The following is a 24105-nucleotide window of genomic DNA, read 5'->3' on the forward strand; positions in this document are numbered from 1 at the left end:
GGCGGCAAGACTTGATGGAGCTTGCCTGCGGGAAATGCCGGACAAGCCCTCAAACGCTCTGCAATGCACGCTTGGCGCCTGATCCCAGTGGCCTGATCTGTGGAGTCGGGCCTGGCCCTTTACGGCAATCGCAACGTGCCGCGCTGTACAACTCCCATTCGCAAACCATAAAATGAGAAGCATTATCATTAATGCGAATCTCCCATGCACAACCACAGCCTTTCCTCGCCTGTCGCCCAGTTGTATGCGAACCATCACGGCTGGCTGCGCGGCTGGTTGCATCGGCGCTTGGGGCACAGCGCCGATGCCGAGGACCTGGCTCACGACACCTTTATCCGCGTGTTGCGCTCCCAGGAGGATGTGCGTGAGCTGCGCCAGCCCATGGCGTTTCTGGCCACCATCGCCAATGGCTTGCTGATCAATCGCTGGCGCCGTCAGGCCATCGAGCGGGCCTATCTGGAGGCGTTGGCGGCGCGGCCGATGGGGGAGGAGCCTTCGCCGGAGGAGCGGCATCTGATGATCGAGACCCTGCTGCAGTTGGATTCGCTGCTGGTGGGCTTGTCGTCGCGGGTGCGGCAGATTTTCTTTCTGTCCCAGCTCGATGGCTTGACCTATGCGCAGATCGCCGTGCAGTTGGGCTTGACCGTGGCCCAGGTGCAGCGGGACATGGGCAGGGCGTTCAGCGTCTGCTATGCGAGCCTGTTTGAATGAGCGGCGCGGCGGTCGATCCCCGGGTGCGGGACAGCGCCATCGATTGGCTGGTGCAGATGCAGTCCGGGCTGATGAGTGCTGCGGACCACCAGGCCTTGCAGCAGTGGCGCGAGGCCAGTGCCGAGCATGAGTACGCCTGGCAGCGGGTCAGCCGTTTGCCGCTGATGTTGCAGCCGGGGGCTCATCTGCTGGCCGATGCCACGGCGCGCCGGGCCTTGCAGTCGGCGGGTGCCGATCCACAACGGCGGCGGCAAGTGCTCAAGTGCCTGTTGGCGCTGGGACTGCTGGGCGGCATTTCCTGGCAGGGGGCGGACTCCACCCTGGTGCGTTCAGCCTTGGCCCGTTATCGCACCGGTATCGGTGAACGGCGACGTTGGGCCCTGGCGGACGGCGGGTCGTTGTGGCTGAACACCGCCAGTGCGGTGAACCTGGACTTGAGTGCGGGGCAGCGCAGCGTGCAGTTGATCGAGGGCGAGTTGGCGCTGGATACCCCGGCCGGATCGGCCTCCCTGCAACTGCAAACGCCGGATGCGCTGTTGTACAGCCGCGGCGCCCATTTGCTGGTGCGCCATGATCGCCAGGGCACTCAGGTGACCGTGCTGCGCGGGCTGGTGCAGGTCAGTGCCCGGCAGCAGTCGACCCCGCTGCCATTGCAGGCTGGCTGGCAAACCCGAGTCGATGGCCGGGGAGCAGGGCGGCCCAGTGCCATCGATGTGTTTCTGGCCCAGGCCTGGATGCGCGGCATCCTGCCCGCCGAGCGCATGCGCCTGGATCAGTTGCTGGCTGAGTTGGCGCGCTATCGCCCGGGTTTTTTACGTTGCAGCGAAGCTGTTGCCGCTTTACGGGTGACCGGCAGTTTTCAACTGGACGACACCGATGCCGCCCTGGCCCTGGTGGCCAATACCCTGCCGGTGCGCATCGAGCGCAGAACCCGTTATTGGGTGACTGTGGTGCCGGCCTGAAAATTTTTTTTCACTCGCGCGATAGTTTTTTCGATCTGGCTTGGCCTTCAGGTATTACCCACCGGCACAGGTGGGTTTCGATCCCTAGGAGCCTTGCATGATTTTCCCCGCTCGTGTCTTGCGTACCCATACCTTCGGCCTGCTGTTGCTCAGCCTGCAACCGCTCTACAGCGAGACGGTGCTGGCTGCCGGCGAGCGTCACTACAGCATCGGCGCCGGTCCCCTGGACCAGGTGCTGTCGCGTTTTGGCGCCGAAGCGGGGATCAGCATGGCGGGCAGTGCGCTGCTCACGGCGGGCAAGACCAGCCAGGGCCTGCAAGGGGATTTCAATACCGAAGCGGGCTTGAACAAATTGTTGTCGGGCACCGGCCTGGGCTACGTGCGCCAGGCCGACGGCGGCTATGCCTTGCGCCTGCGCTCTGATGCGGTGTCGTTGCCGACGCAGAAGATCAAGGGCGAGAACCCTGACGAGGAGGAGGTGTACCGGGCGCCGCGTTCGTCGGTGTACATCTCCGCCGACGACATGCAGCGCTTCGGCGTGGTGTCGGTGGGCGACGTGCTCAAGGGCCAGCCTGGGGTGCAGGTCGGCGACAGCCGCAATGGCGGCGGCCTGGATGTGAACATTCGCGGCATCCAGGGCCAGAGCCGGGTGGCGGTGACGGTGGACGGTTCGCAACAGGCGCTGGATGTCTATCGCGGTTATGCCGGCACCCAGCAACGCAGCTACATCGACCCGGACATGATCAGCGACATCGCCATCGACAAGGGCCCGAGCCTGACTTCCAGCGCTATCGGCGGCACGGTAAAGATGCGCACTCTTGGCGTCGGCGACATCCTCAAGGACGGTCAGAATGTCGGCCTGCGGCTCAAGGGCGATGTCTGGAACAACGGCGTGGCTCCGGCCCGTCGCGACCCCCATTCCAAGACCGAGGACCTGTACTCGGAACCGCATCAGAGCCGCGGCGGGCTGTTCGGCTCGGACGCGGAGGCCGGCAGCGCCGCGTTCGCCTATACCCATGAGTTTTTCGATGTGGTGGCGGCGTACGCCCATCGCAACCAGGGCAACTATTTCGCCGGCAAGAAGGGCCAGGATCGCTACCGCACCTTTGACCGCTACGGTGATGAAGAGACCAGCGTGGCCACCACCTACAACGCCGGGGAAGAGGTGCTCAACTCCTCGTCGAAGACCGAATCGTGGCTGCTCAAGACCACCCTACGTCCGGCGGACGGCCACACCTTCGACCTCGGCTATCGCCGCTATGACGGGCGCATCGGCGAGATCATGCCCTCGGACATCTTCCGTTTCGGCACCGGTGGCATCTACCAGTACCCCCTGGGCCACACCCAGATCGACACCTACACCGCGCGCTACAACTACCTGCCCTCGGACAACCCGCTGGTGGACCTGACTGCCGACCTGTGGATGACCGATGCGCAGACCAGCCAACTGAGCGCATGGTCGGCACCGGCCTCCCAGGCCTATCGCACGGACCGCTCCTGGAGCCGCCAGGCCAACCGCCGCACGGGTGGGGGGCTGGCCAACACGTCGCGCTTTACCACCGACTACGGCGACTTGAAACTGGACCTGGGCGGCTCGTTTCAGCTGGAGGAACTGCGCCCGCAAAAAGGCGTGGTCACCACCCAGGACGACATCAACGCCAACCGCAGCTTGCGCGAGGGTTCCCGGCAAGAGTTCAGCTTCAACGGCAAGCTGGAATACAAACCGGTGGACAGCCTGACGCTGTGGGGCGGCGGTCGCTACACCCACTTTCACAGCAAGGACCACGTCGCCTATTCGACTGCGCGCAAAGAGGAGCGAGAACACAAGTACGTGACCGTCTCAAAGCCGGGTGACTATGGCTACCTGATGTGGTTCCCGGACCAGAACGGGCTGTACACCGATGCGACCGACCCACGCTTGAACAACGCGATTGTCTTCAACAACACCAACTTCCCGTTCGAGGGCACGCCCTATAACCAATACGGCGCGACCGAGACGGAGGTTGGCGACTCGCAAGTGGGGCGGGTGGTCACCGGGTTCAACTATTCGGGCAAGGACAGCAACCGCGGTGGTGCCTTTGCTCCGGCCTTCGGGATCAATCTCGAAGTGCTGCCAGACACCTTCGTCTATGCCTCCTACACCCAGGGTTTTCGCATGCCTTCGCTGTTCGAGACCGGTCGCGGTGTGCAGCAGACCACGCCGGGCAAGGGGCTCAAGCCCGAGCGTTCGAGCAACTGGGAGATCGGTGCCAGCACCTTGCACAAGGGGCTGTTCGTGGAGGACGATTCGGCGGCGATCAAGCTCGCCTACTTCAACAACAGCATCAAGAACTACATCACCCGCTACTACGATCCGAGCCCGGGCCTGTGGGGCTTGATGCGCTTCAGCAATACCGACAGCTACACCACCCGTGGCCTGGAACTGCAAACCCACTACGATGCCGGACGGATGTTTGCCGACCTGTCGTCCACCTACTACCTGAAGACTGAAACCTGTGATGCGGCCTTCGCCGCCACCCTGCGAGCCACCAGCAACCCCTACCAGAAAACCGCCGCCACCCCGGACTGCACCCCGGGCAGCTTCATGGGCTCCTACACCAACACCCAGAACCCGCCGCGCTTTGCCGGCAACCTGACCACCGGCCTGCGCTTCTTCGACCAGAGCCTGACCCTGGGCACGCGCATTACCTACACCTCGGGGCCCACCGTCACCGCCGACAAGCCCTGGCAGACCGGTCCCACCACGCCACAGCTGAACTACCGCGAAGTGGCGCTGTTCGATCTGTTCCTCAATTACAAGTTGAAGGAAGACGCCAGCCTCAATGTGTCGCTGCAAAACCTTACGGATCGCTACTATCTGGACCCGCTGGCGCAGAGCTTCATGCCGGCACCGGGGCGCACGCTGCGGGTGGGGATGCAGGCGAAGTTCTGAGAGGGGTAGGAGGGGAGTCGATCACTCCCCTCTGACACGCTTGAGCCAGTTCCAGAACGGATCGTCCGATTCCGCGGCGTCCATGCTGACGGTGGTGGGGACTATCGCCGATGCCCGCGGCGGAATGCTCAGCCCCAATCGCTGTTCAACATAGCTTCGCAACAGCAGGGGAGGAGGCGGGTAGTCGTCATCGGCGTATTCATCCTCACGTACCTGTTCCGGCGTGCACTCAAATTGCTCTGGCCAGCACAGCTCGTTGTAACCAATGGCCAGCAGGCGCAAGAGGTCTTGCGTGGTGTCCGTCAGCACGCAGAGCATCAGCGAACCTGAACCTGAACCCGAGCCCAGGTGGACCATGCGTTGCCGGTCATTGTCGTCCCGCCACAGCCCGGCCCAGGAACCGTCTGCGCCGGTTCGCAGGAATATCGCAAGGCGCTGGTTCACCTCGGGATCATCGCTGGCGGTCCAATAGGCGCTTCGGGCAGGTTCTGGCAGGTAGAAAGCTGTAGTGGCGATAGCGCTGTATTCAGGTTCGGGGTGCAGGGTCATATAGCGCACCCCATCGCGCCGGGTCCGCACGCAACCGTGATCTTCCAGCCATTGAAGGGTTTGCTGCAGCAGGGCCGGCAGCGGATTGCTGGCAGCAAAGGCGCCGGCCATTTCATTGGTGAAGGTCATGTTTTTGCTGCTCCAGCTCTGCCTTGTTTTAAGTGCGGAAGATGCTGTTTGTTTTAAAGTCTGCGCTCATGATCAATTTTGTGATTTCCTTTGAGAACCTTTCCATTTGTTCTTTTGATTGGAAAGTTCCCCTGTACACATACTTGTCAGGAGGAGTGGATATGGCAAGTTTGAAACCTTCAAGACTGCTCGCCGAGGTCTGGATTACTGCGAGATTATTAACTAGATATTCACTTCCACTTTGCGCATCTATGGCGACGATATAAAAAGATCCGTTTTCTTCACGCTCTTCTACATGATCAAAATACATGAGGCTTCCCTTTGTTAATTGGCCTTCAAGGCTAGCGCCAAGGTCAAGTATCGCTGCGCATTGGATAGGCTAAAGGCATCGACTTGAGGCCATTATTCCAGCGTTTCGATCGGGAGACCATGGTTGTTTCGCTGGGATGTGGAGCTCACCTGGCATTACCGGTTGTTCACGAAACAACGGGGGACGATAGGTTTTTCATGCTCTTGAGCGGTAGCTTCCGGCCCATTGAGATCTGTCGGGAAGGGCCGCAATAGATCCCGGGCCAATGGAGGAAACTTTTAGACCCAGCGTGGAAATGGACCACTCACCGAGTGTCGGTATCACTATAAGTTGAAGTAACGGTCGCCAGAGTTTGCCTGCGGAGCCTGATATGGAATCGATCGTGCCTTGTGCCGAGTTCACTTGAGAGCGCCCCCAGAAGTGCCTCGCTGCCCATTGGAGATTGTTCTCTAGTTTGGGCGGGGGTCTCTTCTGAGCATGCTTGGCAATCCCCGAGAAGGGCGGGTATTGCCAGCAGAAATACTTGCCCGTTGCACGAGTCAGGGTTCATTGCTGGGTTCCAACGGTCAGTGGATTGGCGAAGAGTTACCAGCCCCGCCGAGCGGCGGCTGATATCATGTCGGCACTTAAAAAGCCGGGTAGCCCCACATGAATCGCCGTAAAAAAATCCAGCAGCTATTGAAGGCCCACGCCAAGAAGGCCAGTGCCAAACTGGCTCCGCAAAAAAAGTCCAAGTACATCAGCAAGGCTGATCGGGCGAAGCTGGCCACCGAGTCCAATGACGACGCTGTGGTTGTCGCTGAGAGCTGATCCGTCCGCTTGAAGCCCGATGGATCCTTATCTGGCCGACCTGCGCGACGCTATCTTTTCTCGGGCGGAGCACGCCTCTGGCCAGTAGAGGCGTGGCCGGGTCAGTTCTACAGGGGGCAGAGCATGGTCTGCACCTTGATCTGGGGATGGCTTTCCAGGGGTTCCCATTCATCGATGAAGGCGAATCCCTGCTTCAGATAGAAGTGTGCGGCTCTTGCGTTCTCGGGGGCGACGTCCAGATACACGCACTCATGGCCCTGGTCTCGCCCACGGGATTTCACCGCGTCCACCAGCTTTGCGGCCACGCCGCTGCCCCGTGCGTCGGGGGCTACCCACATGCCAATCAAGTTGTAGCGGTTCTCGGCACTGACTGCGGCACCGATCATTCCCACCGGCTGCTGGTCCTTGAAGGCCAGCCAGAATTGGCTACCGGTTGACGAGGCGCGGTCCTGCCACTGCTGGTCACTGTAGTGGGCGGCAGTCTGGTAACTCACGCCAAAGGCAGTAGGGGTGTCCTGAAGTGCCGCGAGACGAACGCGCTTCAACAGCATCCAGTCCCTGGTTTGCGTCAATCGAGTGTCCATGATTTTCCTGGTGGTGGGTGAAGACACAACAACTCGCAACTGCGGCGAGCATTATCCTTGCAACTTGAAGCTGCCTTGGGCCGTGGCGGACAAGTCCTGCACAAATGCCCCAACCGCTTGGGCACTGCGCAGGTGAACGACAGGAACCTGTGGCCCGATAGCCAGGCGTACAGCCTCGATGCCCGGGCGGTTTACCCTATCGAAATTCCACACGAAGCTCAGGAATTTCAGGAACTCCTTCACAGATCCAGGCATCCCCGCAGACGGCCTGCCGGACTCGGCTGCGGAAAACCTCATTGTCCGCCTCCACCCAGCCGGGCTCCCAGAACAGCCTGTCCAGGTGTACGACCGGCAACTGAAGGCGGCGACCCAGTTCACGGGCCAGGGTCGATTTGCCACTTCCCGCATTACCCAGAATCACGATGCGCTGCATGAGCCAGTCCCTGCTGAAAAACCGCCAAGCCTAGCAGTCACCAATGGCACGAAAAACCTGTGCTCTTCGAAAACGAGCAAAAAAGCTGCGGATTATCCGGCCCCGGACACCGGTGCCGCCCCGTGCGGCTTTGCGGCCCGTGATGTAGAGTTGCGCCCGGGCCAGCGCTATATCGTCGACTTCGCTCCTCGCGACGACATCATCGAAGGCTGTAACGCGAAGGTCGATACCGAATCGATGGCATTGACCCTCCAGGGGCCGACCACAAGAGAAGGGAACGGACAACATGCATTGGATTCAGGCCCTGATCGGGCCGCTCGAGTTACTGGCCAAAGTGCGGGCTGAGCTGCCGTCCGCGGTGCTGTGTCCGCTGTGCCAAGGGTTGGCGTTGATCCCGGTGACCGAGGCGCTCGAGGTGCAACTCCAGGGACGAGCACAGGGGCGGCTGTCCGCCGTACGCCCCTTCTCGGATGAGCTGGCGTGCGGTGTTGCCGAGCTGGCGGCGCAGCTCTCGGATCGAGGTCCTATTGTTTATGCCGCGACCTACTTCCATGGCGGTACAGGCGGGCAAGACGCCGTTGTCTGGCTTGAAGGCGAGGTGGTGCTGAACATCGGCGACGAGGAGGACGACATGAGCCCCTGGCCGGACTCTCCGATCAGTCGCGCCTTGCGCCGGATCGGGGTCGTGGCCAAGGTCGGTGAGGATGAGTTCGATGCGTTGGGGCTGGGTCGCCATCGAAGCAACCAGGCCTGGGCCGACGCTCAGTCCGCCTGACGCTCCTGGGCCAAAGCATGCCGCCCACTACGTTTGCTCTTGTTCGGCAAGGTCGGTCTTGTATTCGCCCCACTCCATGTACGCGTAGTACTGGGTCATTGCTTCGAAGTGGCTGTGGGCTTCAACTTCCCACACAAGCTGGGCGTCGGGGTGAAGCAGTTTGCGTGCGGTGTTTCCCTGTGGGCCGCTCAGACAGAAGGTCTGGCAGTCATCCGGTTCCATCCAGAGTTGGTAGTTCATCTCTTGCGCTTCTGAGTGTGGGGGAGGCTATCGTCGTTTTGGCTCGACCAACCTAGATCGAGCCGACCGAGCGCAGGTATTTTCGTGCCTGACGGCCGGTGATCTTTTCTGGCTCAAGGACATACAGCGAGCTCCAAAGCGGCGGTAAACCCAGTTCCTCCATGTAGGAAGTGAAACTGTTGAACGGCTCGGTGCCAATGACTTCGGCAGTGAGCCACAGCGACTCGCACTCTTGGCAAACGTACAGAATCTCCTGCGTTGCCCGCACTTTAACCTTGGTCACTTCGCCTTGTTCACATTCTGGACAGAGCATTTTTTCAGCTTCCAAATGGGCAGGGAGTCTATCACTGACCAGGGTGCATGCAGCCAGCAACCAAGGTCTGCTCCTGCTCAGAAACCCGCCATGGAGGACGGCGCTCTCGACCCCGTCCGGAGCGGGCCTTTTCTGCACTGCATCCCAGGTTCCGGTCGCATAAATTTGAAAAGCACGACATTGCTCGCCAGAATCGCCCCCCGATCCGGCCCAAGGTGCCGGACCTTGGTGGTGAAAAGGGGCAGCAGTTGAAGCAACAGACATTGTCCATGCGCCTGGCGCGTGTGGCGGCGCATGTGCCGGCCGGTGCGCGCCTGGCTGATATCGGCTCGGATCACGGCTACTTGCCGTTGGCCTTGGTCAGCCGCGGCACCATCGTTGCGGCGGTGGCCGGGGAGGTGGCGTTGACGCCGTTCCGCTCGGCCCAGCGCGCGGTGCGCGAGAGCGGCATGGAGCAGCAGATCGACGTGCGCCTGGCCAACGGTCTGGCCGCGATCGAACCGGCAGATGGAATCACGGCGATCAGTATCTGTGGCATGGGCGGCGAGACCATCCGTGACATCCTCGACGGCGGCCAGGCGTGCTTGAGCGGTGAGGAGCGTCTGATCCTGCAGCCCAACGGCGGCGAGCAGCCATTGCGCCAATGGCTGATGGAACATGACTACCGCATCCTGGCCGAGGAAGTACTGCGAGAGAACCGCTTCGACTACGAAATCATCGTCGCCGAGCGTCTCGGGCCAGTGCAGTACAGCGCCCGGGAACTGTACTTCGGCCCGTTGCAGATGCAGGCCCGCAGCCCGGCGTTCCTGGCCAAGTGGCAGCGCCTGCTGCGGCTGAAGCAGCGTACTCTGGCCAACTTCGCCCAGGCTCAGGCAGTGCCCGAGGAAAAGGTGCAAGAGATCGTCCGCCAGACGCAATGGATCAGCGAGTTGCTGGCTTGAGCCGGCGCTTCAAGTGGGCCGCAACGTCTGGGACCCAGCGATAGGGCCCGGGGATCGTGCTCTCAGATCGAACGCTGGTTGACCCGGGCCATGAGTTGCTCGGCGCTTTCCTTGCGTTCCGAGTAGCGATCCACCAGGAACGCGTGCTGGTCCCGTAGCACAAGGGTGAACTTCACCAGCTCCTCCATCACGTCGACGACCCGGTCGTAGTAGGCCGAGGGTTTCATCCGTCCGGATTCGTCGAATTCCAGGTAGGCCTTCGGCACCGAGGATTGATTGGGGATGGTGAACATGCGCATCCAGCGGCCCAGTCCCCGCAACTGATTGACCACGTTGAACGACTGCGAGCCGCCGCACACTTGCATCACCGCCAGGGTCTTGCCCTGGGTCGGGCGCACGGCACCGAGCTCCAGGGGAATCCAGTCGATCTGTGCCTTGAACACCGCCGACATTGCGCCGTGGCGCTCCGGCGAGCACCAGACCTGGCCTTCGGACCATTGCACCAGATCCCGCAGTTGCTGAACCTTGGGATGGTCCACGGGAGCGTCGTCGGGCAGCGGCAATCCGGACGGATCGAAGATCCGGGTTTCGGCGCCAAAGTGCTGCAGCAGGCGCGCGGCTTCTTCGACCAGCAGGCGGCTGAACGAGCGCTCCCGGGTCGAGCCGTACAGCAGCAGGATGCGAGGTTTGTGCTCGGGCCTGGCGTGCTCGCCATCGAACAGGGAGAGGTCGAGGTTGGGCAGTTGTTCTGACAGGTGTTCTGACATGTGTCCTCCGGCTCAGAGTGTGCCGATACGGTTCAGTTCGTGCTGCAGTTGCTCACGGCTGAGGTGGTTGAAGGGCAGGTTGAGGAAGGCTTGGCAGCGCTGCTCAATGTGCGCCAGGGTGGCGCGGAAGGCGGCGTCGACGCTGGCTTCGTCACCGCGGACGTCGGAGGGGTCTTCCAGGTTCCAGTGGGCTTTGAGCGCGGGACCGAAGTACACCGGGCAGGTTTCGCCCGCCGCTTTGTCACACACGGTAATCACGATATCGGGCGGGTTGTCGGCGAAAGCGTCGTTGCCCTTGCTGTACAGGCCGGCGGTGGTGATGCCGGCCCGCTCCAGGGTGGCTAGGCTGCGGGGCAGCACCTGGCCCTTGGGAAAACTGCCGGAACTCAGGGCCGCAAATCCCTCGGGCGCCAGATGGTTGAACAGGGCTTCACAGAGGATGCTGCGGCAGCTATTGGCCGTGCACATGAACAGCACTCGCATGGATTGCTCCTTCCGCTACGGCGGATATCAAAGGTTCACTCGTTTGCCGATTCAGCAGCAGGCCGCGGCGCGGACCGGGCGTCCATCCATGTTCTGCAGGCGGGCAGCGTTGTCCTGGAGCCAGTCGGCGTTGGCGTGCAGGGTCACTTGCAGGATCTGGTGCACCCAGGCGGGAAGGTCAGGATTGAGGCGGTAATAAACCCACTGCCCCTGGCGGCGATCCAGCAGCAGGCCGCTGCTGCGCAGGTGGCCCAGATGGCGGCTGATCTTCGGTTGGCTGTCGTCCAGGGCGCACATCAGCTCGCAGACGCACAGTTCGCCCTGATGCGCGATCAGCAGGGTGGCGCGGGCGCGGGTTTCGTCGGCAAGGCTCTTGAATACTTCGGAAGGCGTCATCATGGTGGCGGCTTGAATATATGGAAAAGCGAATATACGGAAATCCATATGTTTTATGCAAGTCGTGGAAGGTCAAATGCGCGTTGTGGGTCACCGCGCAATCCAGGCCTGGAATGCCCGCCCACACTTGCCATTTGCCAGCATCTTGTCGGTGCCGAAAGCCTGCCTTTATGATCGTCGCGTCATGCACGACGCCGCCGACATGGTCCGCGGTTCTCTACAGGCTCACAGGGATGTTCAAGCGATGAAAATCACGATCAAGGCCGGTTCGCTCATGCAAGGCTGCTTGGGCAAAGGCCTGGCAGGTCTGGTGTTGGCCACATTTACCCTGGCGGCGCCAGCGCTGGTCCAGGCCAAGGATGCTCCGATTCCCCCTGGCGCGGTGCTGGCGGTGATGCAGAACGTCGAGGTTCCCGCCGCGAATGAGGAGGTGGAGCTGGAGGACGGTGTCACCGCCACGTTCTGGTACGGCAAGGAGCTGGACTTCGACGGCAAGCATTATTACGCGGCATTTGTCTGGCACACCCGGGACAGCGCCGCCCGCCAGGGCGAGGATTTTGCCGCGCCCGACGTCCAGGTACGGCTGGCCGATGCCACCTTCGAACTTACCCATCCAGGCCAGACGCCGGCCTATTCCATACTCAGTATCGAGCGCAAGATCGGCTTCTTTGGCGGTCGGGAAAAGCCCGAGGAAGTGGACACCAGGCGCCAGGCCCTGGAACACCGCACTGCCGATGGGCGCCTGCTGTTGGCGGTGCCCACGGCCACCTTTGAGGACGGCATCGTCACCAAAGGCTATACGTTGTTCGTGTTCAATCCGAACAAGAAACCCGAAGACGACGGCTGGATCTGGGCCCATGTCGGCCAGGTGCGCACCGGCGAGGACAATTCGGCGGCCTGCGACGACGGCGCGGTGATGCCTTGCATCGGCAGCGACGGTGAGCTGAGTTTCGTCGCTGGCCAGGAGTCGCTGCCGCAGGTGCAGGTCAAGGTCAGCGGCACCACCTTCCAGGGGCCGGAAAAAGTCCGTCCGCTGGTGGCGGCCGACAACCTCACCTATGTCTATGACAGCAAGACCCAGCAGTACATCAGTCACTAGGTTGCGCCGTGGCTTCAGCGAGGCCGGCCGCTGAGCGGCTTGTGCTACTCAGGCATGGGCATCAACGCCGATCCTGGCCTGCAGCCAATCCTGGTAGAGCAAGGGGCTGTCCGTGGACTGCCCCGCGTTCCTGGCGATGAGGGTCTTGCCGTCCAGGCGGCCGATTTCCATCAGGTATTGCAGGCCCTTGAGCACGTGGGTGGCGTCGCTCTTGTCGAGCGATGCCACATCGGGCAGTTCGACGCTGTTGCTCTTGTCGTCGAAGGTCGCCCAGGTCGGGGTGGTTCTGTATTGGGCTATCAGCTTTGCGTCCGAAGCCTGCGATTCACGAAAGTTGGCGTCGATCTGCGCCTGGATTTGCGGCGTTGCATTTTCGACTTGAATCTTCATGGACTTCATGGTGCCACTCTCCAAAGCCCGGGTGATTCCCTTGAGGCCCATAGCGACGAGTGACGTGGTACTTGAGATGCTTCCTGTCATGTGACGACTCCCTGGTTGGTAGCGGCAAGCGGAGCAAAAGTCGGGCCATGGTCCAGCAGCCTTGTCCTGTGCAGTTCTATGCGGTGTCCGTGGCGTTGCCGGGGCAGGGCAGTGGCAGGGGCTGGCCGAAGCTGGCAAGGGATTGCCGTGAACGCTGTCGTGCTGGGTTGGCTGAACCGCTTGCGCAAGCGTCCTCAGGCGATGGCATCGGTTATGCTGGCGGCCCATGAACCGGAGCAGAGGCACAGAACATGACGCGCCTGCAGTGGCTGGAAATTGATGTGCGTGAGCTGGGCACGGCCCGTGAACTGCACCTGGCCTTGCGCGATACCTTGGGTTTTCCCCAGTGGTATGGCTGTAATTGGGATGCCTTCTGGGATGCGATTTCCGGTCTGGTGGACATGCCGCTGCAGCTGCGGATCAGGGGCTGGCACAGCCTCTGCCGGCGCTTGCCGGACGATGCGCGACAGATGGAACAATGCCTGCTGCGCTTGCAAACCCAGTACCCGGCATGGGCCGCGGACCTGCAGTTCGATTGAGCGCAGTTGCAAAAAAACGGCGCTCGGGCAATTTACTAATCCGGCGCGATCCTCTATAAATTTCCCCTCGGCGCCCACCCTTGCGGCGCCACCGGGTGATAACAGGAGGATGCTATGTCACCGTTAAACGTGTAACCCCAACGCTTTGCCCCATCGCCACACCCTCGCTTGAATACCTCGAAACACGCTGGTCCCAGCGCTGGCTGGACGAAGGCACCTACGCCTTCGATCGCAGTGCCTCTCGGGATGCTGTCTACTCCATCGACACACCGCCACCCACAGCCTCGGGCTCATTGCACGTCGGCCATGTGTTCAGCTACACCCACACCGACATCATCGCGCGCTTCCAACGCATGCGCGGCAAGGCCGTGTTCTACCCCATGGGCTGGGACGACAACGGTTTGCCCACCGAGCGCCGGGTCGAGAACTACTACGGCGTGCGCTGCGATCCCCAGGCGCCTTACCAGCCGCAGTTCCAGCCACCGGTCCGGGTCGCCGAGCGGCGCGCCGACTATGCGGCGATCAGCCGGCGCAACTTTGTCGAGCTGTGCCACCAGCTGACCGCCATCGACGAGCAGGCCTTTCGCAGCTTGTTCAGGCAACTGGGACTGTCGGTGGACTGGAGCCTGACCTACGCCACCATCGATGAGCGTGCGCAGCGGATCAGCCAGCGCGCCTTGCTGCGCAATTACCGGCGCGGCGAGCTCTACAGCCAGCAGGCACCTTGCCTGTGGGATCTGACCTTCCAGACCGCCGTAGCCCAGGCCGAGCTGGAGGAACGGGAGGTGTCGGGGGCTTATCACGACCTGCTGTTCCAGGGCATCGAGGGTGAGGATTTGCCCATAGCCACTACCCGGCCCGAGTTGCTGGCGGCCTGTGTGGCGCTGGTGGCGCATCCGGATGACCCGCGTTACCAGGGACGCTTCGGCCAACACCTGCGCTCGCCGTTGTTCGAGGTCGAGGTGCCGTTGCTGGCCCACGCCCTGGCCGACCCGCAGAAGGGCAGCGGACTGGCGATGGTCTGTACCTTTGGCGATCTGACCGATGTGCTCTGGTGGCGCGAGCTGCAGTTGCCCACCCGCTCGATCATCGAGCCGGACGGTCGGCTGCTGGCCCAGGCGCCCGATTGGCTGTCCACGCCGCTCGCGCGCCAGGCCTATGCAGCCCTGGCGGGGCGCAGCCTGCCCCAGGCGCGCAAGCTGTTGCTGACGCAGTTGCGCGAATGCGGCGCCTTGCTCGGCGAGCCGCGACCGATCCGTCACGGGGTGAAGTTCTTCGAGAAGGGCGATCAGCCTCTGGAGATTGTCGCCACGCGCCAGTGGTACCTGCGCAATGGTGGGCGCAGCGAGGCGCTGCGCCTGCAGTTGCTCGAACGCGGCCAGGGGCTGGACTGGCACCCGCCGTTCATGCGCAGCCGTTACGAGCATTGGGTCGGCGGCCTCAATGGCGACTGGCTGATCAGCCGGCAGCGGGTCTTCGGCGTGCCGATTCCGTTCTGGTATCCCCTGGATGCCCAGGGCGCAGCGGACTACGCCAGACCGATCCTGGCGGAGGAAACCTCACTGCCAGTGGACCCGACCCTGGACACGCCACCGGGCTATCAGCCCGCGCAGCGCGGCCAGCCCCATGGCTTTATCGGCGAGCGCGACATCATGGACACCTGGGCCACCAGTTCCCTGACCCCGCAGATCGCCGCCGGCTGGGAGGAGGACGAGGATCTGTTGCAGCGCGTCTACCCCATGGATCTGCGACCCCAGGGCCACGACATCATCCGTACCTGGCTGTTCTCGACCCTGGTGCGCAGCCATTTCGAACAGGCCGTCGTGCCCTGGCGGCACGTGGCGCTGTCGGGCTGGATCCTCGATCCGGACCGCAAGAAGATGTCCAAGTCCCGGGGCAATGTGGTCACCCCGCAAGCCTTGCTGGAGCAATACGGCAGCGATGGTGTGCGCTATTGGGCGGCCCTCGGGCGTCCTGGCAGCGACACCGCCTTTGAAGAGCAGCAGATGAAGATCGGCCGGCGCCTGGCGCTCAAGTTGTTCAACCTGTCGAAGCTGGTCTTCGCGGTTCCGGGAGACCCCGAAGGCCTCATCGATCAGCCACTGGATCGGGCCATGCTGCAACGCCTGGGGGCGGTGACTGGCGAGGCCCAGGCGGCGCTGGAGGGCTACGACTACAGCAGTGCGCTGATGGGCATCGAGGGCTTCTTCTGGTGGTTCTGCGATGACTATGTGGAGCTGGTCAAGCGTCGTGCCTATTGGCCCGAAGGGCACTCGGCGCGCAATGCCCTGGCCACGGCCTTGAGTGTGCTGCAACGTTTGTTTGCGCCTTTTCTGCCCTTTGTCTGTGAGGAGGTCTGGCGTTGCTGGCAGCCGGGTTCGGTGCACCGTGCCCAGTGGCCCGAGGCGCAGGTGGCCGAGGGCTTTGTCGAGCCGCTGCTGGAGGCGGTCAGTGCCGCGCTGGCCGCCATTCGCAAGGCCAAGTCCGATGCCCGGCAGTCGATGAAGGCCGCGGTGGAACGGGTCGAACTGGTGGAGCGCGGGCCGCTGCTGGAGTCCCTGCAATGGGCTCGCCAGGACCTGATCGAGGCCGGGCAGGTCGCCAACCTGGTGTTCATTGAAGGCGCGGTACGGGAAGTGCGGGTCTGGTTGCAGGATTGACTGCTATGCCCCGGTGCCTGCCCGCGAGAGGACGTTGCCGTCCTTTCGCGAGCAGGCTGGGCCCGTCCTCACTTTCCCGAGCGTTGCAAACCCATTACCGTGCATGTCGTGGGCGATTTATTGGCAGGAGAAGTAGGTGAATATCAAAGACAATCCGCAGGACTATAGGGACCTCAAGCGTGCCGTTGGCTTGCTGGAATCACCTTCGCTGACGGCGCGCCTGTCCGGCGTGCTGGGCTCGCCCATTGAAAGCGCGGTCAAGGCTTTGCCCAACTGGGTGTCCGGAAAAATCAACGATGCGGTGGTGGCCGCGCTGCGTACCTCCGCCGACGCGGCACTGTGGAGCCTGGAAAACACGCCGAAAAAACAGGCGTCGACGCTGTTGCACAAAGTCTATGCCGCCACTTCCGGCGCGGTGGGCGGCGCTTTTGGTTTTGCCGCGCTGTTTGTCGAGTTGCCCATCTCCACCACCATCATGATGCGCTCGGTGGCCGATGTGGCCCGCAGCGAAGGCTTCGACCTCAACGACCTGGCCACTAAGCAGGCCTGCATCGAGGTGTTCGCCATGGGCGGCAACAGCCAGGCCGATGACGCCACGGAGACCGGCTACTACCTCACCCGCAGTTTCACCACCCAGGCCATGCAGCAACTGTCCAAGGAGCTGGCGGCGATTGCCGCCAAGCAGGGGGTGGGCGCGGCTGGCAGGTTGTCGCCGGGGCAGGTGGGCAAGTGGCTGGCGCTGTTGATCGAGAAGGTCGCTAGCCGTTACGGCGTGACCATCTCCAGCAAGTTCGCGGCCCAGGCGGTGCCGGTGATCGGCGCCTTTACCGGGGCCACCATCAATGCGCTGTTCACCGATTTCTACCAGGACATGGCCCGGGGGCACTTCACCGTGAAGCGCCTGGAGCACAAGTACGGCTTCGAGCAGATCAAGGGCGAGTATGCGCACATCCTGCGCAAGCCGTTGGCAGGCTAGGGCGGGGGGCGATATGAGCGACTTTCCCGTTATCCGTACCCCGCGCTTGATTCTCCGCGAACTGTGCCCGGCCGATGTCCCTGCACTGTTCGCCATTCACAGCGATGCCGATGCCATGCAGTGGTTCGGCACCGACCCCATGACTGATTACCGGCAGGCCGAGCAACTGCTGGCGCAGTTCGCCAGTTGGCGGACCTTGCCCAACCCCGGGGTTCGCTGGGGCATCGAGCGCCAGTCCGAACCCGGCCTGCTGGGCACCTGCGGCCTGTTCAAATGGAACCGCCCGTGGCGCAGCTGCGCCGTCGGTTTCGAGCTGGGGCGTGCGGCGCAAGGGCAGGGGCTGATGACCGAGGCGCTGGAGGCCATCCTCGACTGGGGCTTTGCCCACATGGCGTTGAATCGGATCGAGGCCCAGGTGCACCCGCAGAACCTGGCGAGCCTCAGGTTGCTGGAACGGATGGGGTTTGTTCGCGAAGGGCTTTCACGGCAGGCGGGGTATTGGCTGGGGGCCCATCATGATCTGCAGCAGTGCTCGTTATTGTGGGCGGAGCGTAGCGTGCGGTGAACTGCCGCCCTGCACTTGGCCAAGTGCAGGGCGGCTCCAGTCGTCGACAGCTGGCCCGAGCTTCAGGCTTCTCTCAGGATGGCGGCGGCAGCCGCGACCTTGTTGTCTTGAATCATCTGAAAGAAACCACGCTCCACATCGGCGACACGGGCATTGGGCAAGTAGGTCCGAGCGATGTCGGCCAGGCGTTCGCACCAGCCTTCGTAAGCGTTCGAATTGGCTTTGCTGATACGAATCCGGGTCGGGTCCTGTTTGATTGCCGCCAGGACGGTATCGCTGTGGACCTGCTGGATTTTCATGATCTGCAGGTCCAGGGTGGCCGACTGGATCGGGTCGAGAAACATGCGGATCTTGCTGACAAACGAAACACTGGAAAACTCGGGCATCTTCAGGCTGGCGATCTCGTAAAGTGCCGGACGCGGTTGTTCCTTGAACAGCGCCGCTGCCTGTTCGATCTGCACGTCTTCGACCCCGGAGCGGAAGCGGCCAACACGGACATTGGCCAAACCACCCATTTGGGTGAATCCCCAGTAGAGAACATTCGATAGCCCGTCCTTGACGGTGTCCGGTGAGTCGCTAAGCAGTTGTTGGCGAATCCGGGTTTCCAGTTCGGACATCGACAGCCGAACAACCGGCGTCTGGCTGGCGAAGTCAAAATGTGCAGTGGGGAAGGCATAGCCTGCTACCGCATCGGCCAGTGTTTTCGCTTGTTGAGGACTCAGTGGCATCACGTGCTCCTTGTGTAGTCATGGGGGAATGGCGGGCGGCCTTTCAGCGGTTGCCGGGCGCCGGTACATCGCGGTCTTCGACGGCTTGCAGGTCGTGGTAGGAGGGAAAGACCTTCCTGTTGCTGATCTTCAAGCCTGTGGGTTGCGCGAGCCCGTGGGTTTTACTCGAGTCCCAGGTCCGACGTTCGCCGCAATAGGTATGCACCACCTCCGAGTTGTCCCAGAACAGGCGCTGCAGCAGGGCTTCGTACTCGTCTAGCCACGAATCATCGAAGATGTAACTGGCTTTGGGGGAGGTGGCGAAGTGCATCATATGCCCGAAGTAGCAATGCCCCCGGCTGTTTGGCAGCACGCTGAAAAGCGCCCTTGTGATCTGCGCCCCCGTCAGTGGCAGGCTTTGCAGCACCGCGCGATTGTGCGCTTCGGCAGCCGGCGAAGGGTCAAAGCAGTGGATGTAGCCATACAGGTTGCCGCTCATGGGGTCAGATGCCTGCGTTGTCGGTTGATTGGCGGTATCCGTTGTTGCGGGCCAGTCGATCGATCGCTTGCACGCCGGCGCGCATCTTTTCCACGGCGCTGGCATTGGCCGAGTGGATGTGAATGCGCGGTGGACGAAAGCCATTCAGGGCCACGGCCTCTTCGATCCACAGGATCACGTCGTAACCGGTACCGCGCTGGTCATCTCCGAGGTCGTGGTCGAGGCTGATCTCTTCGACACCGCCGGCTTTCAGCAGCGCGATGACTTCGTCCGGCCAGTAGGTGCGAATCCAGCCTTGCGGGGTTTGGCGTTCGTCGTCGAGGTAGATTTTCATGGGCGTTAGAAGCGGCTTTTCAGGAGTTGGAAGTGGTCGATCAATGCAGCCTGTCGCGTAATGCCTTGAGGGCGGCATCCCGGTGCCAGGTTTCGACCCCAATGGCAACCGCCCCGGCCGCTTGAGGAACCCTCTCGACACAGGTCGCGATGTTCTGTTGTGCGAGCAGTTGCTGTGCCACCTCAAGGTGCCGGCGTATGCCGGTGAACCAGTGACGCTGCTCATCGGAGAGCAACCGGATGACCTCGGGATAGGAGCAGCCCAGCTTTTGTCGAAGAGTGATCATTGCAGGTTTATCGGCACGATCGAATGCCGGGGTCAGGACATAGCACTGGCCTGCTGCGGCTCGCAGGTCGTACTTGTCTTGCAGATACTCTTCAACACTGAAGCAGTTGGCGACCGTCTCGATTTCTCCGCTGAGTACATTGACCAGATGGGCGGTGACGCCGACATAGCAGTATTGCGTCATGCCGTGCACCACATAGTCCTCGCTGTTGCTGCACACCGCCCAGTAATCACCCTTCGCGGACAGCTCGCAGGATTGAATGGCAAAGCGTTCGGGCTTTCCATCCCTGAGGGTGCCGTCATGGAGGGCAAGTACGGCATTGCAGGCTTGTTGTGCGGATAGCATCGGTCCGTGATCTTCGACAGTGAGTCTGGTGCTGAGTTTTCGTCCTGCTGTATACCTCGTTGCTGTTCTATGCGCCACCTGCGCTGCGAATGCCGGTCAACCCTTATCCTATGGTGGATTACTACACCACCGTTGTGTAAAAGCCCTCGCTTGTTCAGCTCCGTGACCCTGCCAATTTTCCAGGTGCAAGCCAATGAAGCCCAATGCCGAACTCCGGTTGTTTGCAGTACCCCTGTGCGGTGGGCTGGTCTATGCCGTCACCAAGGGGTTGGTCAATGGCTGGCACGCTTCGCAGCTGTTCTCCGGGTTTCTGTATGGCAGTCTCATCGCCATTGTCCTGGGCATTCCTCTGTTGCTATGGGGCGACCGACGTTGCCCGGCGCTGCCCGGTCGACATTTTTTCAGCAGCCTGGTGCAGGCCTTGGCGGCCGCGGTTCTGCTGGGGGCTTCAACGAGGCACTTGCTGTTGGCGGTGCTGGGCGGGCTGGCGCTGGGGGGGCTTTTTACTCTGGTGGTGCGCGGGATCGAGGCATTGCCGGTTACCGGTGAAGGGCCAGAGCGCCAGGGATGGTCACGGGTGTTGATGGTTCCTCTGTCAGGTGCATTGACTCTGGGCAGCATCGCTACGGCGCTCTATCCCAAGGGCGAGGAAAGCCTGCCGATGTTTTTCTTCGGCGGGTTGATCGGCGCGTGGCTGAGCGTGCTGGTTTGTTGGCCGATGCTGTGGCTGGTGGAGCGGGTGCTGGTCACCCCTTGGCGCTACGTGATCGGTGGCGGCCTCAGTGGCCTGGTGGTCTGGCTGCTGTCCGGGGCACAGGGCTTGAAGGTCAATCCTCAGGGCTGGTCCGCAGGGCTGGGTTTCTGGGTGCCGCTGCTGACCCATGGTCTCTTTCCGTTCCTGCTGATCGGACTGTTGAGCGGGATGCTGCTGACGGCCTGCAACCGCCTGCTCCAGCGCAAGAACGCGGGCCCCGGTTGAATTTGATGTCCCTGCGGTCTTCTAGATACTTCGAGGGGGCAAATATGATAGCGTTGCGCCACTTTTACCCTGCCGATCAAGGGATTTTTCGTGCGTCGATTGCTCAGTCGCTTATCAACCGTGTTTGCCGGACCCTCGGATGAGTACTGGGACCAGAAAGCCACGGAGTTGACCTATTTGGGCAAACTTCATCGTGGCGAGCTGGAGCTAGAGCAGAGCCGCCCGGGCCAGAGCCTTCAAGAGCGTGCCATCGCCGCCGTGGGGCCGGTGAACTTTACCGAGCTGCTGGCTGAGCTGGAGGTCGATACCGGCTACAGCACGTTGACGGCGGCGCAGATCAGCGGTGCGGTGGGCATCGGTATTGCGGGGGTGGTCTCGGCGTACATGACCAACCTGCACGCCGACAAGCTGGAGGAGCTGTTCCTCAAGTTGCATGGGTATTTCAAGCCGGAAGGCACCACCAGCCCCCTCGATTATCGCCCCGGCGCCAAGCATCGCTACATCTTCGGTCATGACCTCAATGTGTTCCAGAAGCTGCCTGACGACTACACCTTCGGTGGCGAGTCCGTAGGCGGCAAGACCCTCTATTCTCTGGTCGTCGATTACATCGAGGCGGGATACCCGGGCGCGGGCCCGGTGCTCAAGCACCTCAAGGCGATTGCCCATATCCTGACCCATTGCCTCAGCGACCTTCCCACCAAGGATGGTCTGCCCCTGCCGTTCAGTTCCCTGTTCACCCAGTGGGTAAAGGATGAAAGCAAGGCCTACGGCTACAGCGCCTCGAACCCGCTGATGGATGCCCTGGGCAGGGAGTTCGGTACCATCAACGCGGCGGATATCAGCTCCTACGCCACCATCAAGCTGCTGTTGAGCGGACGGCACGCCATCGCGTTCTACAAGTCCGAGGTGTCCCCGGAGGACAAGGACCTGCACCTGGCACTGATGAGCACCATTGCCTATGGCACGGGGTTGATGATCCAGATGTTGCTGCTGGTCGCCGGGGCAGGGGGGCGCACGGGCAAGATGAACTACCTGATTGCCGGGCCTTTTCTCTGGAATGCCGGCAAGTCGACCTTGATTACCCATCGTCAGCACCAGCGGGTGGTGATGGACTACGAGCGGTCCATCCGCCTGCTTGACGACAAAACCACCACCTTCGATGACTGGATCAGAGTTCAATGCCAATGATCGATCATGCCGAAAATGCCGATACCGAATACCACTTCGAGTCGTCGGACGAGTACTGCTCTCCCGATCTCGTGGAGCAGGTTGCCCGGGTGCTGAAGCAGAGCATGAGCCTGACTGCGGCCGATCTGGCTCAGTTGGCGACCATCGTGCACCTGGAGCGCCTTCGTTACGACTTTGCCCACAGCGGGCAAAGTCTTGCCGAGCATGGCAGGGATATTCAGCGGCTGCGCAACGAGCTGATTGAGCATCACCGTCGCGAGCCATTCGACAACGGCAAGTTGGAAAAAGCCTTCTACAAGGCGCTGAACAAGGCTTACGGCTATGTCGGATAAAGTCGTCCGGGGCCTGTTCATTGCCGCGGGTGCCATCGTCGTCAGTTGTACGTCGGGGCTGATGGGCAAGCTCGCCTCCGACTATCGAGAGCGCAAGCGCAGAAGCCGGCTCGATGAAACCTTGCACAAGATGGAAGCCAAGATGGCAACGGACAAACAGAACCGGGGAACTCCTTGATGGCGATTGTGGTAATAGGGCTGTTTTTCCTGATCCTGGCCATTGTGGTGTTCAGCACGGTCTTTTCATTGCTTGAAAAATCCCGCATCGCCAAACACGAGCAGATGAAAAAGGCCAAGGCCAAGACCTTCAGGAAAAAATAGGTGGCGTTATGAAATTCCCTCCCATTCTCCAGGTCGGCTTTGAAGATGATGCGCTCTGCCTGGGCTGGGCCGACGGCCTGGTCCTGCGTCAACCCCTGAGCCGGTACAGTCGGCTGCAAACCGCCACGCCCGAGCAGCGCGCGGACTTTCGGATCCACCCTCATGGGATCTCGGTGTCTTGGCCGCACCTGGGAGACGCGGATCTGCACGTCGATGCCTTCGACTGGATCTGGGAGCACCTGTGCCGGGAATCCATGGGGCGGCTGCAGGCTCTGGAGTGGCAACTGGAGCAATTGCCAGAGGACGATCAGTCCATCGTGGCGCTGTGGCGCCTGGAAGCGGACGGTTACAACGGGGGCTTCCTGCAGTTCTTCTGCAACTGGGGCGAGCGCAGTTGCGAGCTGGCGCTCAAGGCGCTGGTTGCCATTGGCGCGCGTAGCACCCACGCCGTGGTCAGCCGCCAGCGGCAGTTGGTCGGGCCTCTTGAAGATCACCCGCAACTGCAGCGGCTGTGGGACATTCCCGAGCTGCTCGGTGACGAGCAATATGAGCTGATCGGTGGCGAGCTGGACGAGCAGTTGTGGTCGGCGATGGAGGAGGTGCCGACGCTGGCGGTAAAGTATTTCTACGCTGGCTGATGCTCCTCGCGCCATGCTCCAATGCCGCGCCTTGCTCCCCTTGAATGGACTTCATCCCTTGGCTGAACCCCGTATCCGCGCCCTGGCGCTTTGTGTCTTCCACCACCAGGGCAAGATCCTGGTCAATCAATTCCAGGATGCGGACAAGCAACAGATGCTGTTCCGGCCTCTGGGCGGCGGGATCGATTTTGGTGAGCACAGCGCCCAGGCCATTGTTCGCGAAGTGCAGGAGGAGCTGGGGCAGTCGATCAACAACCTGCGGCTGATCGGCACCCTGGAAAGTCTGTTTGTGTACGACGGCAAACCCGGCCATGAAATCGTCCAGGTGTACGACGCCCGTTTCGAGGATTCGACGCTCTACCAGCGCGCCCAACTCGACGCCCAGGAAAGCGACGGCGCGCCCTTTGTGGCCCGCTGGCATGGCAGCGCCAGTTTCACTGAGCACACGCCGCTGGTTCCCCAGGGCTTGGGCGAACTGCTGAAGAACGCCGGTTTGCTGGACTGACCGGGCCTCGGTCGCGATGGGCCGCAGCCGCAGGCTTCGACAATTTCCACGCCAGCAACTCCTGGGGCTGGGCGGCCCAGGTGGGCATGGACTACATGCTCAGCGACTGGCTGATGCTCAACGCGCAGATGCGCTATATCGACATTGAAACCGATGCCTATGTGAGCAATGGCAACCTCGGGGTCCGCTCCAAGGTCAATGTGGACGTTGATCCATTCGTGTACATGCTGGGCTTGGGGTACCGGTTCTAAGCGTCCGGACCCGGTTGTGCAATACCCTCAAGCCCGGATCGAATCGGGCCATGCCGGGCCCTGTCG

The 24105-nt window shown here is 61.8% G+C and carries 31 protein-coding genes and 2 pseudogenes; 19 read left to right on the forward strand and 14 right to left on the reverse strand.

The window, feature by feature from the left end; translation table 11 throughout:
- Window positions 1–204 precede the first annotated feature (204 nt).
- The 3 genes from P7C00_RS12880 to P7C00_RS12890 all read left to right on the forward strand — a co-directional run bounded on the left by P7C00_RS12880 (window position 205) and on the right by P7C00_RS12890 (window position 4605).
- Window positions 205–711 carry a sigma-70 family RNA polymerase sigma factor gene (locus P7C00_RS12880; protein WP_346636056.1) on the forward strand — a complete coding sequence of 169 codons (507 nt, stop codon included), beginning with the start codon at window positions 205–207 and terminating at the stop codon, window positions 709–711.
- Window positions 708–1673 (forward strand): FecR domain-containing protein, encoded by a 966-nt coding sequence (locus P7C00_RS12885; protein WP_404939307.1) that lies wholly within the window; start codon window positions 708–710, stop codon window positions 1671–1673. Before P7C00_RS12880 ends, P7C00_RS12885 begins: the two co-directional genes overlap by 4 nt.
- 97 nt (window positions 1674–1770) lie before the next feature.
- A complete protein-coding gene (locus P7C00_RS12890) occupies window positions 1771–4605 on the forward strand; it encodes a TonB-dependent receptor domain-containing protein (protein ID WP_404939309.1) in 2835 nt (944 codons plus the stop codon).
- Between the two features lie 21 nt (window positions 4606–4626).
- On the opposite strand, the gene P7C00_RS12895 is transcribed toward P7C00_RS12890, so the two are convergent.
- The gene (locus P7C00_RS12895) at window positions 4627–5283 is read right to left on the reverse strand and encodes a hypothetical protein (RefSeq protein ID WP_404939311.1); all 657 of its coding nucleotides are present in this window, start codon (window positions 5281–5283) and stop codon (window positions 4627–4629) included.
- 28 nt (window positions 5284–5311) lie between these two features.
- A complete protein-coding gene (locus P7C00_RS12900; RefSeq protein WP_346636060.1) occupies window positions 5312–5593 on the reverse strand; it encodes a hypothetical protein in 282 nt (93 codons plus the stop codon).
- A gap of 648 nt (window positions 5594–6241) precedes the next feature.
- Here P7C00_RS12900 and P7C00_RS12905 point away from each other — a divergent pair.
- Window positions 6242–6403, forward strand: coding sequence for a DUF2986 domain-containing protein (locus P7C00_RS12905; RefSeq protein ID WP_404939313.1), 162 nt, complete (start codon window positions 6242–6244; stop codon window positions 6401–6403).
- Between the two features lie 107 nt (window positions 6404–6510).
- Here P7C00_RS12905 and P7C00_RS12910 read toward each other — a convergent pair whose 3' ends face one another.
- A complete protein-coding gene (locus P7C00_RS12910; protein WP_404939315.1) occupies window positions 6511–6987 on the reverse strand; it encodes a GNAT family N-acetyltransferase in 477 nt (158 codons plus the stop codon).
- Between the two features lie 51 nt (window positions 6988–7038).
- A pseudogene (locus P7C00_RS12915) lies at window positions 7039–7420 on the reverse strand (AAA family ATPase).
- A gap of 286 nt (window positions 7421–7706) precedes the next feature.
- On the opposite strand from P7C00_RS12915, the gene P7C00_RS12920 reads away from it, so the two are divergent.
- Complete coding sequence (locus P7C00_RS12920; protein WP_404939317.1) at window positions 7707–8195, forward strand: hypothetical protein; 489 nt, start codon at window positions 7707–7709, stop codon at window positions 8193–8195.
- A 27-nt stretch (window positions 8196–8222) separates the two neighbouring features.
- Here the strand turns inward: P7C00_RS12920 and P7C00_RS12925 are convergent, their stop codons facing one another.
- Window positions 8223–8435 carry a hypothetical protein gene (locus tag P7C00_RS12925; RefSeq protein ID WP_159897905.1) on the reverse strand — a complete coding sequence of 71 codons (213 nt, stop codon included), beginning with the start codon at window positions 8433–8435 and terminating at the stop codon, window positions 8223–8225.
- A gap of 52 nt (window positions 8436–8487) precedes the next feature.
- Window positions 8488–9012, reverse strand: a complete 525-nt coding sequence (locus P7C00_RS12930; protein WP_404939319.1) for a hypothetical protein — start codon at window positions 9010–9012, stop codon at window positions 8488–8490.
- Between P7C00_RS12930 and P7C00_RS12935 the strand changes: the two genes are divergently transcribed.
- A complete protein-coding gene (locus tag P7C00_RS12935) occupies window positions 8997–9689 on the forward strand; it encodes a tRNA (adenine(22)-N(1))-methyltransferase (protein ID WP_404939321.1) in 693 nt (230 codons plus the stop codon). The genes P7C00_RS12930 and P7C00_RS12935 overlap by 16 nt on opposite strands.
- A 62-nt stretch (window positions 9690–9751) precedes the next feature.
- Here the strand turns inward: P7C00_RS12935 and arsH are convergent, their stop codons facing one another.
- The 3 genes from arsH to P7C00_RS12950 are packed head-to-tail and all read right to left on the reverse strand — an operon-like array spanning window position 9752 to window position 11338.
- Window positions 9752–10444: an arsenical resistance protein ArsH gene (gene arsH, locus P7C00_RS12940; RefSeq protein WP_404939974.1), complete on the reverse strand. Its 693-nt coding sequence runs from the start codon at window positions 10442–10444 to the stop codon at window positions 9752–9754.
- A 24-nt stretch (window positions 10445–10468) separates the two neighbouring features.
- Window positions 10469–10939, reverse strand: a complete 471-nt coding sequence (locus P7C00_RS12945) for an arsenate reductase ArsC (RefSeq protein ID WP_346636065.1) — start codon at window positions 10937–10939, stop codon at window positions 10469–10471.
- A 51-nt stretch (window positions 10940–10990) separates the two neighbouring features.
- The gene (locus P7C00_RS12950) at window positions 10991–11338 is read right to left on the reverse strand and encodes a metalloregulator ArsR/SmtB family transcription factor (protein ID WP_346636066.1); all 348 of its coding nucleotides are present in this window, start codon (window positions 11336–11338) and stop codon (window positions 10991–10993) included.
- Window positions 11339–11579: 241 nt separating this feature from the next.
- On the opposite strand from P7C00_RS12950, the gene P7C00_RS12955 reads away from it, so the two are divergent.
- Window positions 11580–12434: a hypothetical protein gene (locus P7C00_RS12955; protein WP_404939323.1), complete on the forward strand. Its 855-nt coding sequence runs from the start codon at window positions 11580–11582 to the stop codon at window positions 12432–12434.
- 48 nt (window positions 12435–12482) lie between these two features.
- On the opposite strand, the gene P7C00_RS12960 is transcribed toward P7C00_RS12955, so the two are convergent.
- Window positions 12483–12833 (reverse strand): hypothetical protein, encoded by a 351-nt coding sequence (locus tag P7C00_RS12960; protein WP_346636068.1) that lies wholly within the window; start codon window positions 12831–12833, stop codon window positions 12483–12485.
- Window positions 12834–13165: 332 nt separating this feature from the next.
- Between P7C00_RS12960 and P7C00_RS12965 the strand changes: the two genes are divergently transcribed.
- From P7C00_RS12965 to P7C00_RS12980, 4 genes are all read left to right on the forward strand, one after another.
- Window positions 13166–13453, forward strand: a complete 288-nt coding sequence (locus tag P7C00_RS12965) for a barstar family protein (protein ID WP_404939325.1) — start codon at window positions 13166–13168, stop codon at window positions 13451–13453.
- Between the two features lie 95 nt (window positions 13454–13548).
- Window positions 13549–16113, forward strand: coding sequence for a valine--tRNA ligase (gene valS, locus P7C00_RS12970; RefSeq protein WP_404939327.1), 2565 nt, complete (start codon window positions 13549–13551; stop codon window positions 16111–16113).
- Between the two features lie 136 nt (window positions 16114–16249).
- The gene (locus P7C00_RS12975; protein ID WP_123724551.1) at window positions 16250–17089 is read left to right on the forward strand and encodes an EcsC family protein; all 840 of its coding nucleotides are present in this window, start codon (window positions 16250–16252) and stop codon (window positions 17087–17089) included.
- Window positions 17090–17102: 13 nt separating this feature from the next.
- The gene (locus P7C00_RS12980; RefSeq protein WP_404939329.1) at window positions 17103–17654 is read left to right on the forward strand and encodes a GNAT family N-acetyltransferase; all 552 of its coding nucleotides are present in this window, start codon (window positions 17103–17105) and stop codon (window positions 17652–17654) included.
- 62 nt (window positions 17655–17716) lie between these two features.
- Here the strand turns inward: P7C00_RS12980 and P7C00_RS12985 are convergent, their stop codons facing one another.
- From P7C00_RS12985 to P7C00_RS13000, 4 genes are read right to left on the reverse strand one after another with little or no spacing between them, the layout of a single operon-like run.
- A complete protein-coding gene (locus tag P7C00_RS12985; RefSeq protein WP_404939331.1) occupies window positions 17717–18382 on the reverse strand; it encodes a hypothetical protein in 666 nt (221 codons plus the stop codon).
- Between the two features lie 43 nt (window positions 18383–18425).
- Window positions 18426–18860, reverse strand: coding sequence for a hypothetical protein (locus tag P7C00_RS12990; protein WP_404939333.1), 435 nt, complete (start codon window positions 18858–18860; stop codon window positions 18426–18428).
- 4 nt (window positions 18861–18864) lie between these two features.
- Window positions 18865–19194 carry a cyclic-phosphate processing receiver domain-containing protein gene (locus P7C00_RS12995; protein WP_404939335.1) on the reverse strand — a complete coding sequence of 110 codons (330 nt, stop codon included), beginning with the start codon at window positions 19192–19194 and terminating at the stop codon, window positions 18865–18867.
- 40 nt (window positions 19195–19234) lie between these two features.
- Window positions 19235–19825, reverse strand: a complete 591-nt coding sequence (locus P7C00_RS13000; RefSeq protein ID WP_346636075.1) for a hypothetical protein — start codon at window positions 19823–19825, stop codon at window positions 19235–19237.
- 193 nt (window positions 19826–20018) lie between these two features.
- Between P7C00_RS13000 and P7C00_RS13005 the strand changes: the two genes are divergently transcribed.
- From P7C00_RS13005 to P7C00_RS13040, 8 genes and pseudogenes are all read left to right on the forward strand, one after another.
- Entirely contained in the window at window positions 20019–20804 is a 786-nt protein-coding gene (locus P7C00_RS13005) for a hypothetical protein (RefSeq protein ID WP_404939337.1), read from the forward strand.
- Between the two features lie 177 nt (window positions 20805–20981).
- The gene (locus P7C00_RS13010; protein WP_404939339.1) at window positions 20982–21992 is read left to right on the forward strand and encodes a hypothetical protein; all 1011 of its coding nucleotides are present in this window, start codon (window positions 20982–20984) and stop codon (window positions 21990–21992) included.
- A complete protein-coding gene (locus tag P7C00_RS13015; protein ID WP_404939341.1) occupies window positions 21983–22324 on the forward strand; it encodes a hypothetical protein in 342 nt (113 codons plus the stop codon). Before P7C00_RS13010 ends, P7C00_RS13015 begins: the two co-directional genes overlap by 10 nt.
- Complete coding sequence (locus tag P7C00_RS13020; RefSeq protein WP_346636079.1) at window positions 22314–22502, forward strand: hypothetical protein; 189 nt, start codon at window positions 22314–22316, stop codon at window positions 22500–22502. The genes P7C00_RS13015 and P7C00_RS13020 overlap by 11 nt, the downstream gene beginning before the upstream one ends.
- Complete coding sequence (locus tag P7C00_RS13025; protein WP_180988597.1) at window positions 22502–22645, forward strand: hypothetical protein; 144 nt, start codon at window positions 22502–22504, stop codon at window positions 22643–22645. Before P7C00_RS13020 ends, P7C00_RS13025 begins: the two co-directional genes overlap by 1 nt.
- An 8-nt stretch (window positions 22646–22653) precedes the next feature.
- On the forward strand, window positions 22654–23283 hold the full coding sequence (locus P7C00_RS13030) for a DUF4375 domain-containing protein (protein WP_404939343.1): 630 nt from the start codon (window positions 22654–22656) through the stop codon (window positions 23281–23283).
- 58 nt (window positions 23284–23341) lie between these two features.
- The gene (locus tag P7C00_RS13035; RefSeq protein ID WP_402888122.1) at window positions 23342–23788 is read left to right on the forward strand and encodes an NUDIX hydrolase; all 447 of its coding nucleotides are present in this window, start codon (window positions 23342–23344) and stop codon (window positions 23786–23788) included.
- Window positions 23789–23808: 20 nt separating this feature from the next.
- Window positions 23809–24039: pseudogene (locus tag P7C00_RS13040) on the forward strand (OmpW/AlkL family protein); the annotation flags it as partial.
- Between the last annotated feature and the right edge of the window lie 66 nt (window positions 24040–24105).

It is taken from the genome of Pseudomonas sp. JDS08PS003, assembly GCF_045013505.1.
Taxonomy (GTDB): domain Bacteria; phylum Pseudomonadota; class Gammaproteobacteria; order Pseudomonadales; family Pseudomonadaceae; genus Aquipseudomonas; species Aquipseudomonas protegens_B.

Bases quoted from the DNA above. Each gene is read 5' to 3' on its own strand.
- P7C00_RS12965 (WP_404939325.1), top strand. From the start codon at position 13,166: ATGACGCGCCTGCAGTGGCTGGAAATTGATGTGCGTGAGCTGGGCACG.
- P7C00_RS12945 (WP_346636065.1), bottom strand. From the start codon at position 10,939: ATGCGAGTGCTGTTCATGTGCACGGCCAATAGCTGCCGCAGCATCCTC.
- P7C00_RS13000 (WP_346636075.1), bottom strand. From the start codon at position 19,825: ATGCTATCCGCACAACAAGCCTGCAATGCCGTACTTGCCCTCCATGAC.
- P7C00_RS12930 (WP_404939319.1), bottom strand. From the start codon at position 9,012: ATGTCTGTTGCTTCAACTGCTGCCCCTTTTCACCACCAAGGTCCGGCA.
- P7C00_RS13025 (WP_180988597.1), top strand. From the start codon at position 22,502: ATGGCGATTGTGGTAATAGGGCTGTTTTTCCTGATCCTGGCCATTGTG.
- P7C00_RS12990 (WP_404939333.1), bottom strand. From the start codon at position 18,860: ATGAGCGGCAACCTGTATGGCTACATCCACTGCTTTGACCCTTCGCCG.
- P7C00_RS12920 (WP_404939317.1), top strand. From the start codon at position 7,707: ATGCATTGGATTCAGGCCCTGATCGGGCCGCTCGAGTTACTGGCCAAA.
- P7C00_RS13005 (WP_404939337.1), top strand. From the start codon at position 20,019: ATGAAGCCCAATGCCGAACTCCGGTTGTTTGCAGTACCCCTGTGCGGT.
- P7C00_RS12995 (WP_404939335.1), bottom strand. From the start codon at position 19,194: ATGAAAATCTACCTCGACGACGAACGCCAAACCCCGCAAGGCTGGATT.
- P7C00_RS12910 (WP_404939315.1), bottom strand. From the start codon at position 6,987: ATGGACACTCGATTGACGCAAACCAGGGACTGGATGCTGTTGAAGCGC.
- P7C00_RS12950 (WP_346636066.1), bottom strand. From the start codon at position 11,338: ATGATGACGCCTTCCGAAGTATTCAAGAGCCTTGCCGACGAAACCCGC.
- P7C00_RS12880 (WP_346636056.1), top strand. From the start codon at position 205: ATGCACAACCACAGCCTTTCCTCGCCTGTCGCCCAGTTGTATGCGAAC.
- P7C00_RS12985 (WP_404939331.1), bottom strand. From the start codon at position 18,382: ATGCCACTGAGTCCTCAACAAGCGAAAACACTGGCCGATGCGGTAGCA.
- P7C00_RS12905 (WP_404939313.1), top strand. From the start codon at position 6,242: ATGAATCGCCGTAAAAAAATCCAGCAGCTATTGAAGGCCCACGCCAAG.
- P7C00_RS12925 (WP_159897905.1), bottom strand. From the start codon at position 8,435: ATGAACTACCAACTCTGGATGGAACCGGATGACTGCCAGACCTTCTGT.
- P7C00_RS13020 (WP_346636079.1), top strand. From the start codon at position 22,314: ATGTCGGATAAAGTCGTCCGGGGCCTGTTCATTGCCGCGGGTGCCATC.
- P7C00_RS12895 (WP_404939311.1), bottom strand. From the start codon at position 5,283: ATGACCTTCACCAATGAAATGGCCGGCGCCTTTGCTGCCAGCAATCCG.
- P7C00_RS12960 (WP_346636068.1), bottom strand. From the start codon at position 12,833: ATGAAGTCCATGAAGATTCAAGTCGAAAATGCAACGCCGCAAATCCAG.
- P7C00_RS12955 (WP_404939323.1), top strand. From the start codon at position 11,580: ATGAAAATCACGATCAAGGCCGGTTCGCTCATGCAAGGCTGCTTGGGC.
- P7C00_RS13030 (WP_404939343.1), top strand. From the start codon at position 22,654: ATGAAATTCCCTCCCATTCTCCAGGTCGGCTTTGAAGATGATGCGCTC.
- P7C00_RS12885 (WP_404939307.1), top strand. From the start codon at position 708: ATGAGCGGCGCGGCGGTCGATCCCCGGGTGCGGGACAGCGCCATCGAT.
- P7C00_RS12890 (WP_404939309.1), top strand. From the start codon at position 1,771: ATGATTTTCCCCGCTCGTGTCTTGCGTACCCATACCTTCGGCCTGCTG.
- P7C00_RS12900 (WP_346636060.1), bottom strand. From the start codon at position 5,593: ATGTATTTTGATCATGTAGAAGAGCGTGAAGAAAACGGATCTTTTTAT.
- P7C00_RS13015 (WP_404939341.1), top strand. From the start codon at position 21,983: ATGCCAATGATCGATCATGCCGAAAATGCCGATACCGAATACCACTTC.
- P7C00_RS12980 (WP_404939329.1), top strand. From the start codon at position 17,103: ATGAGCGACTTTCCCGTTATCCGTACCCCGCGCTTGATTCTCCGCGAA.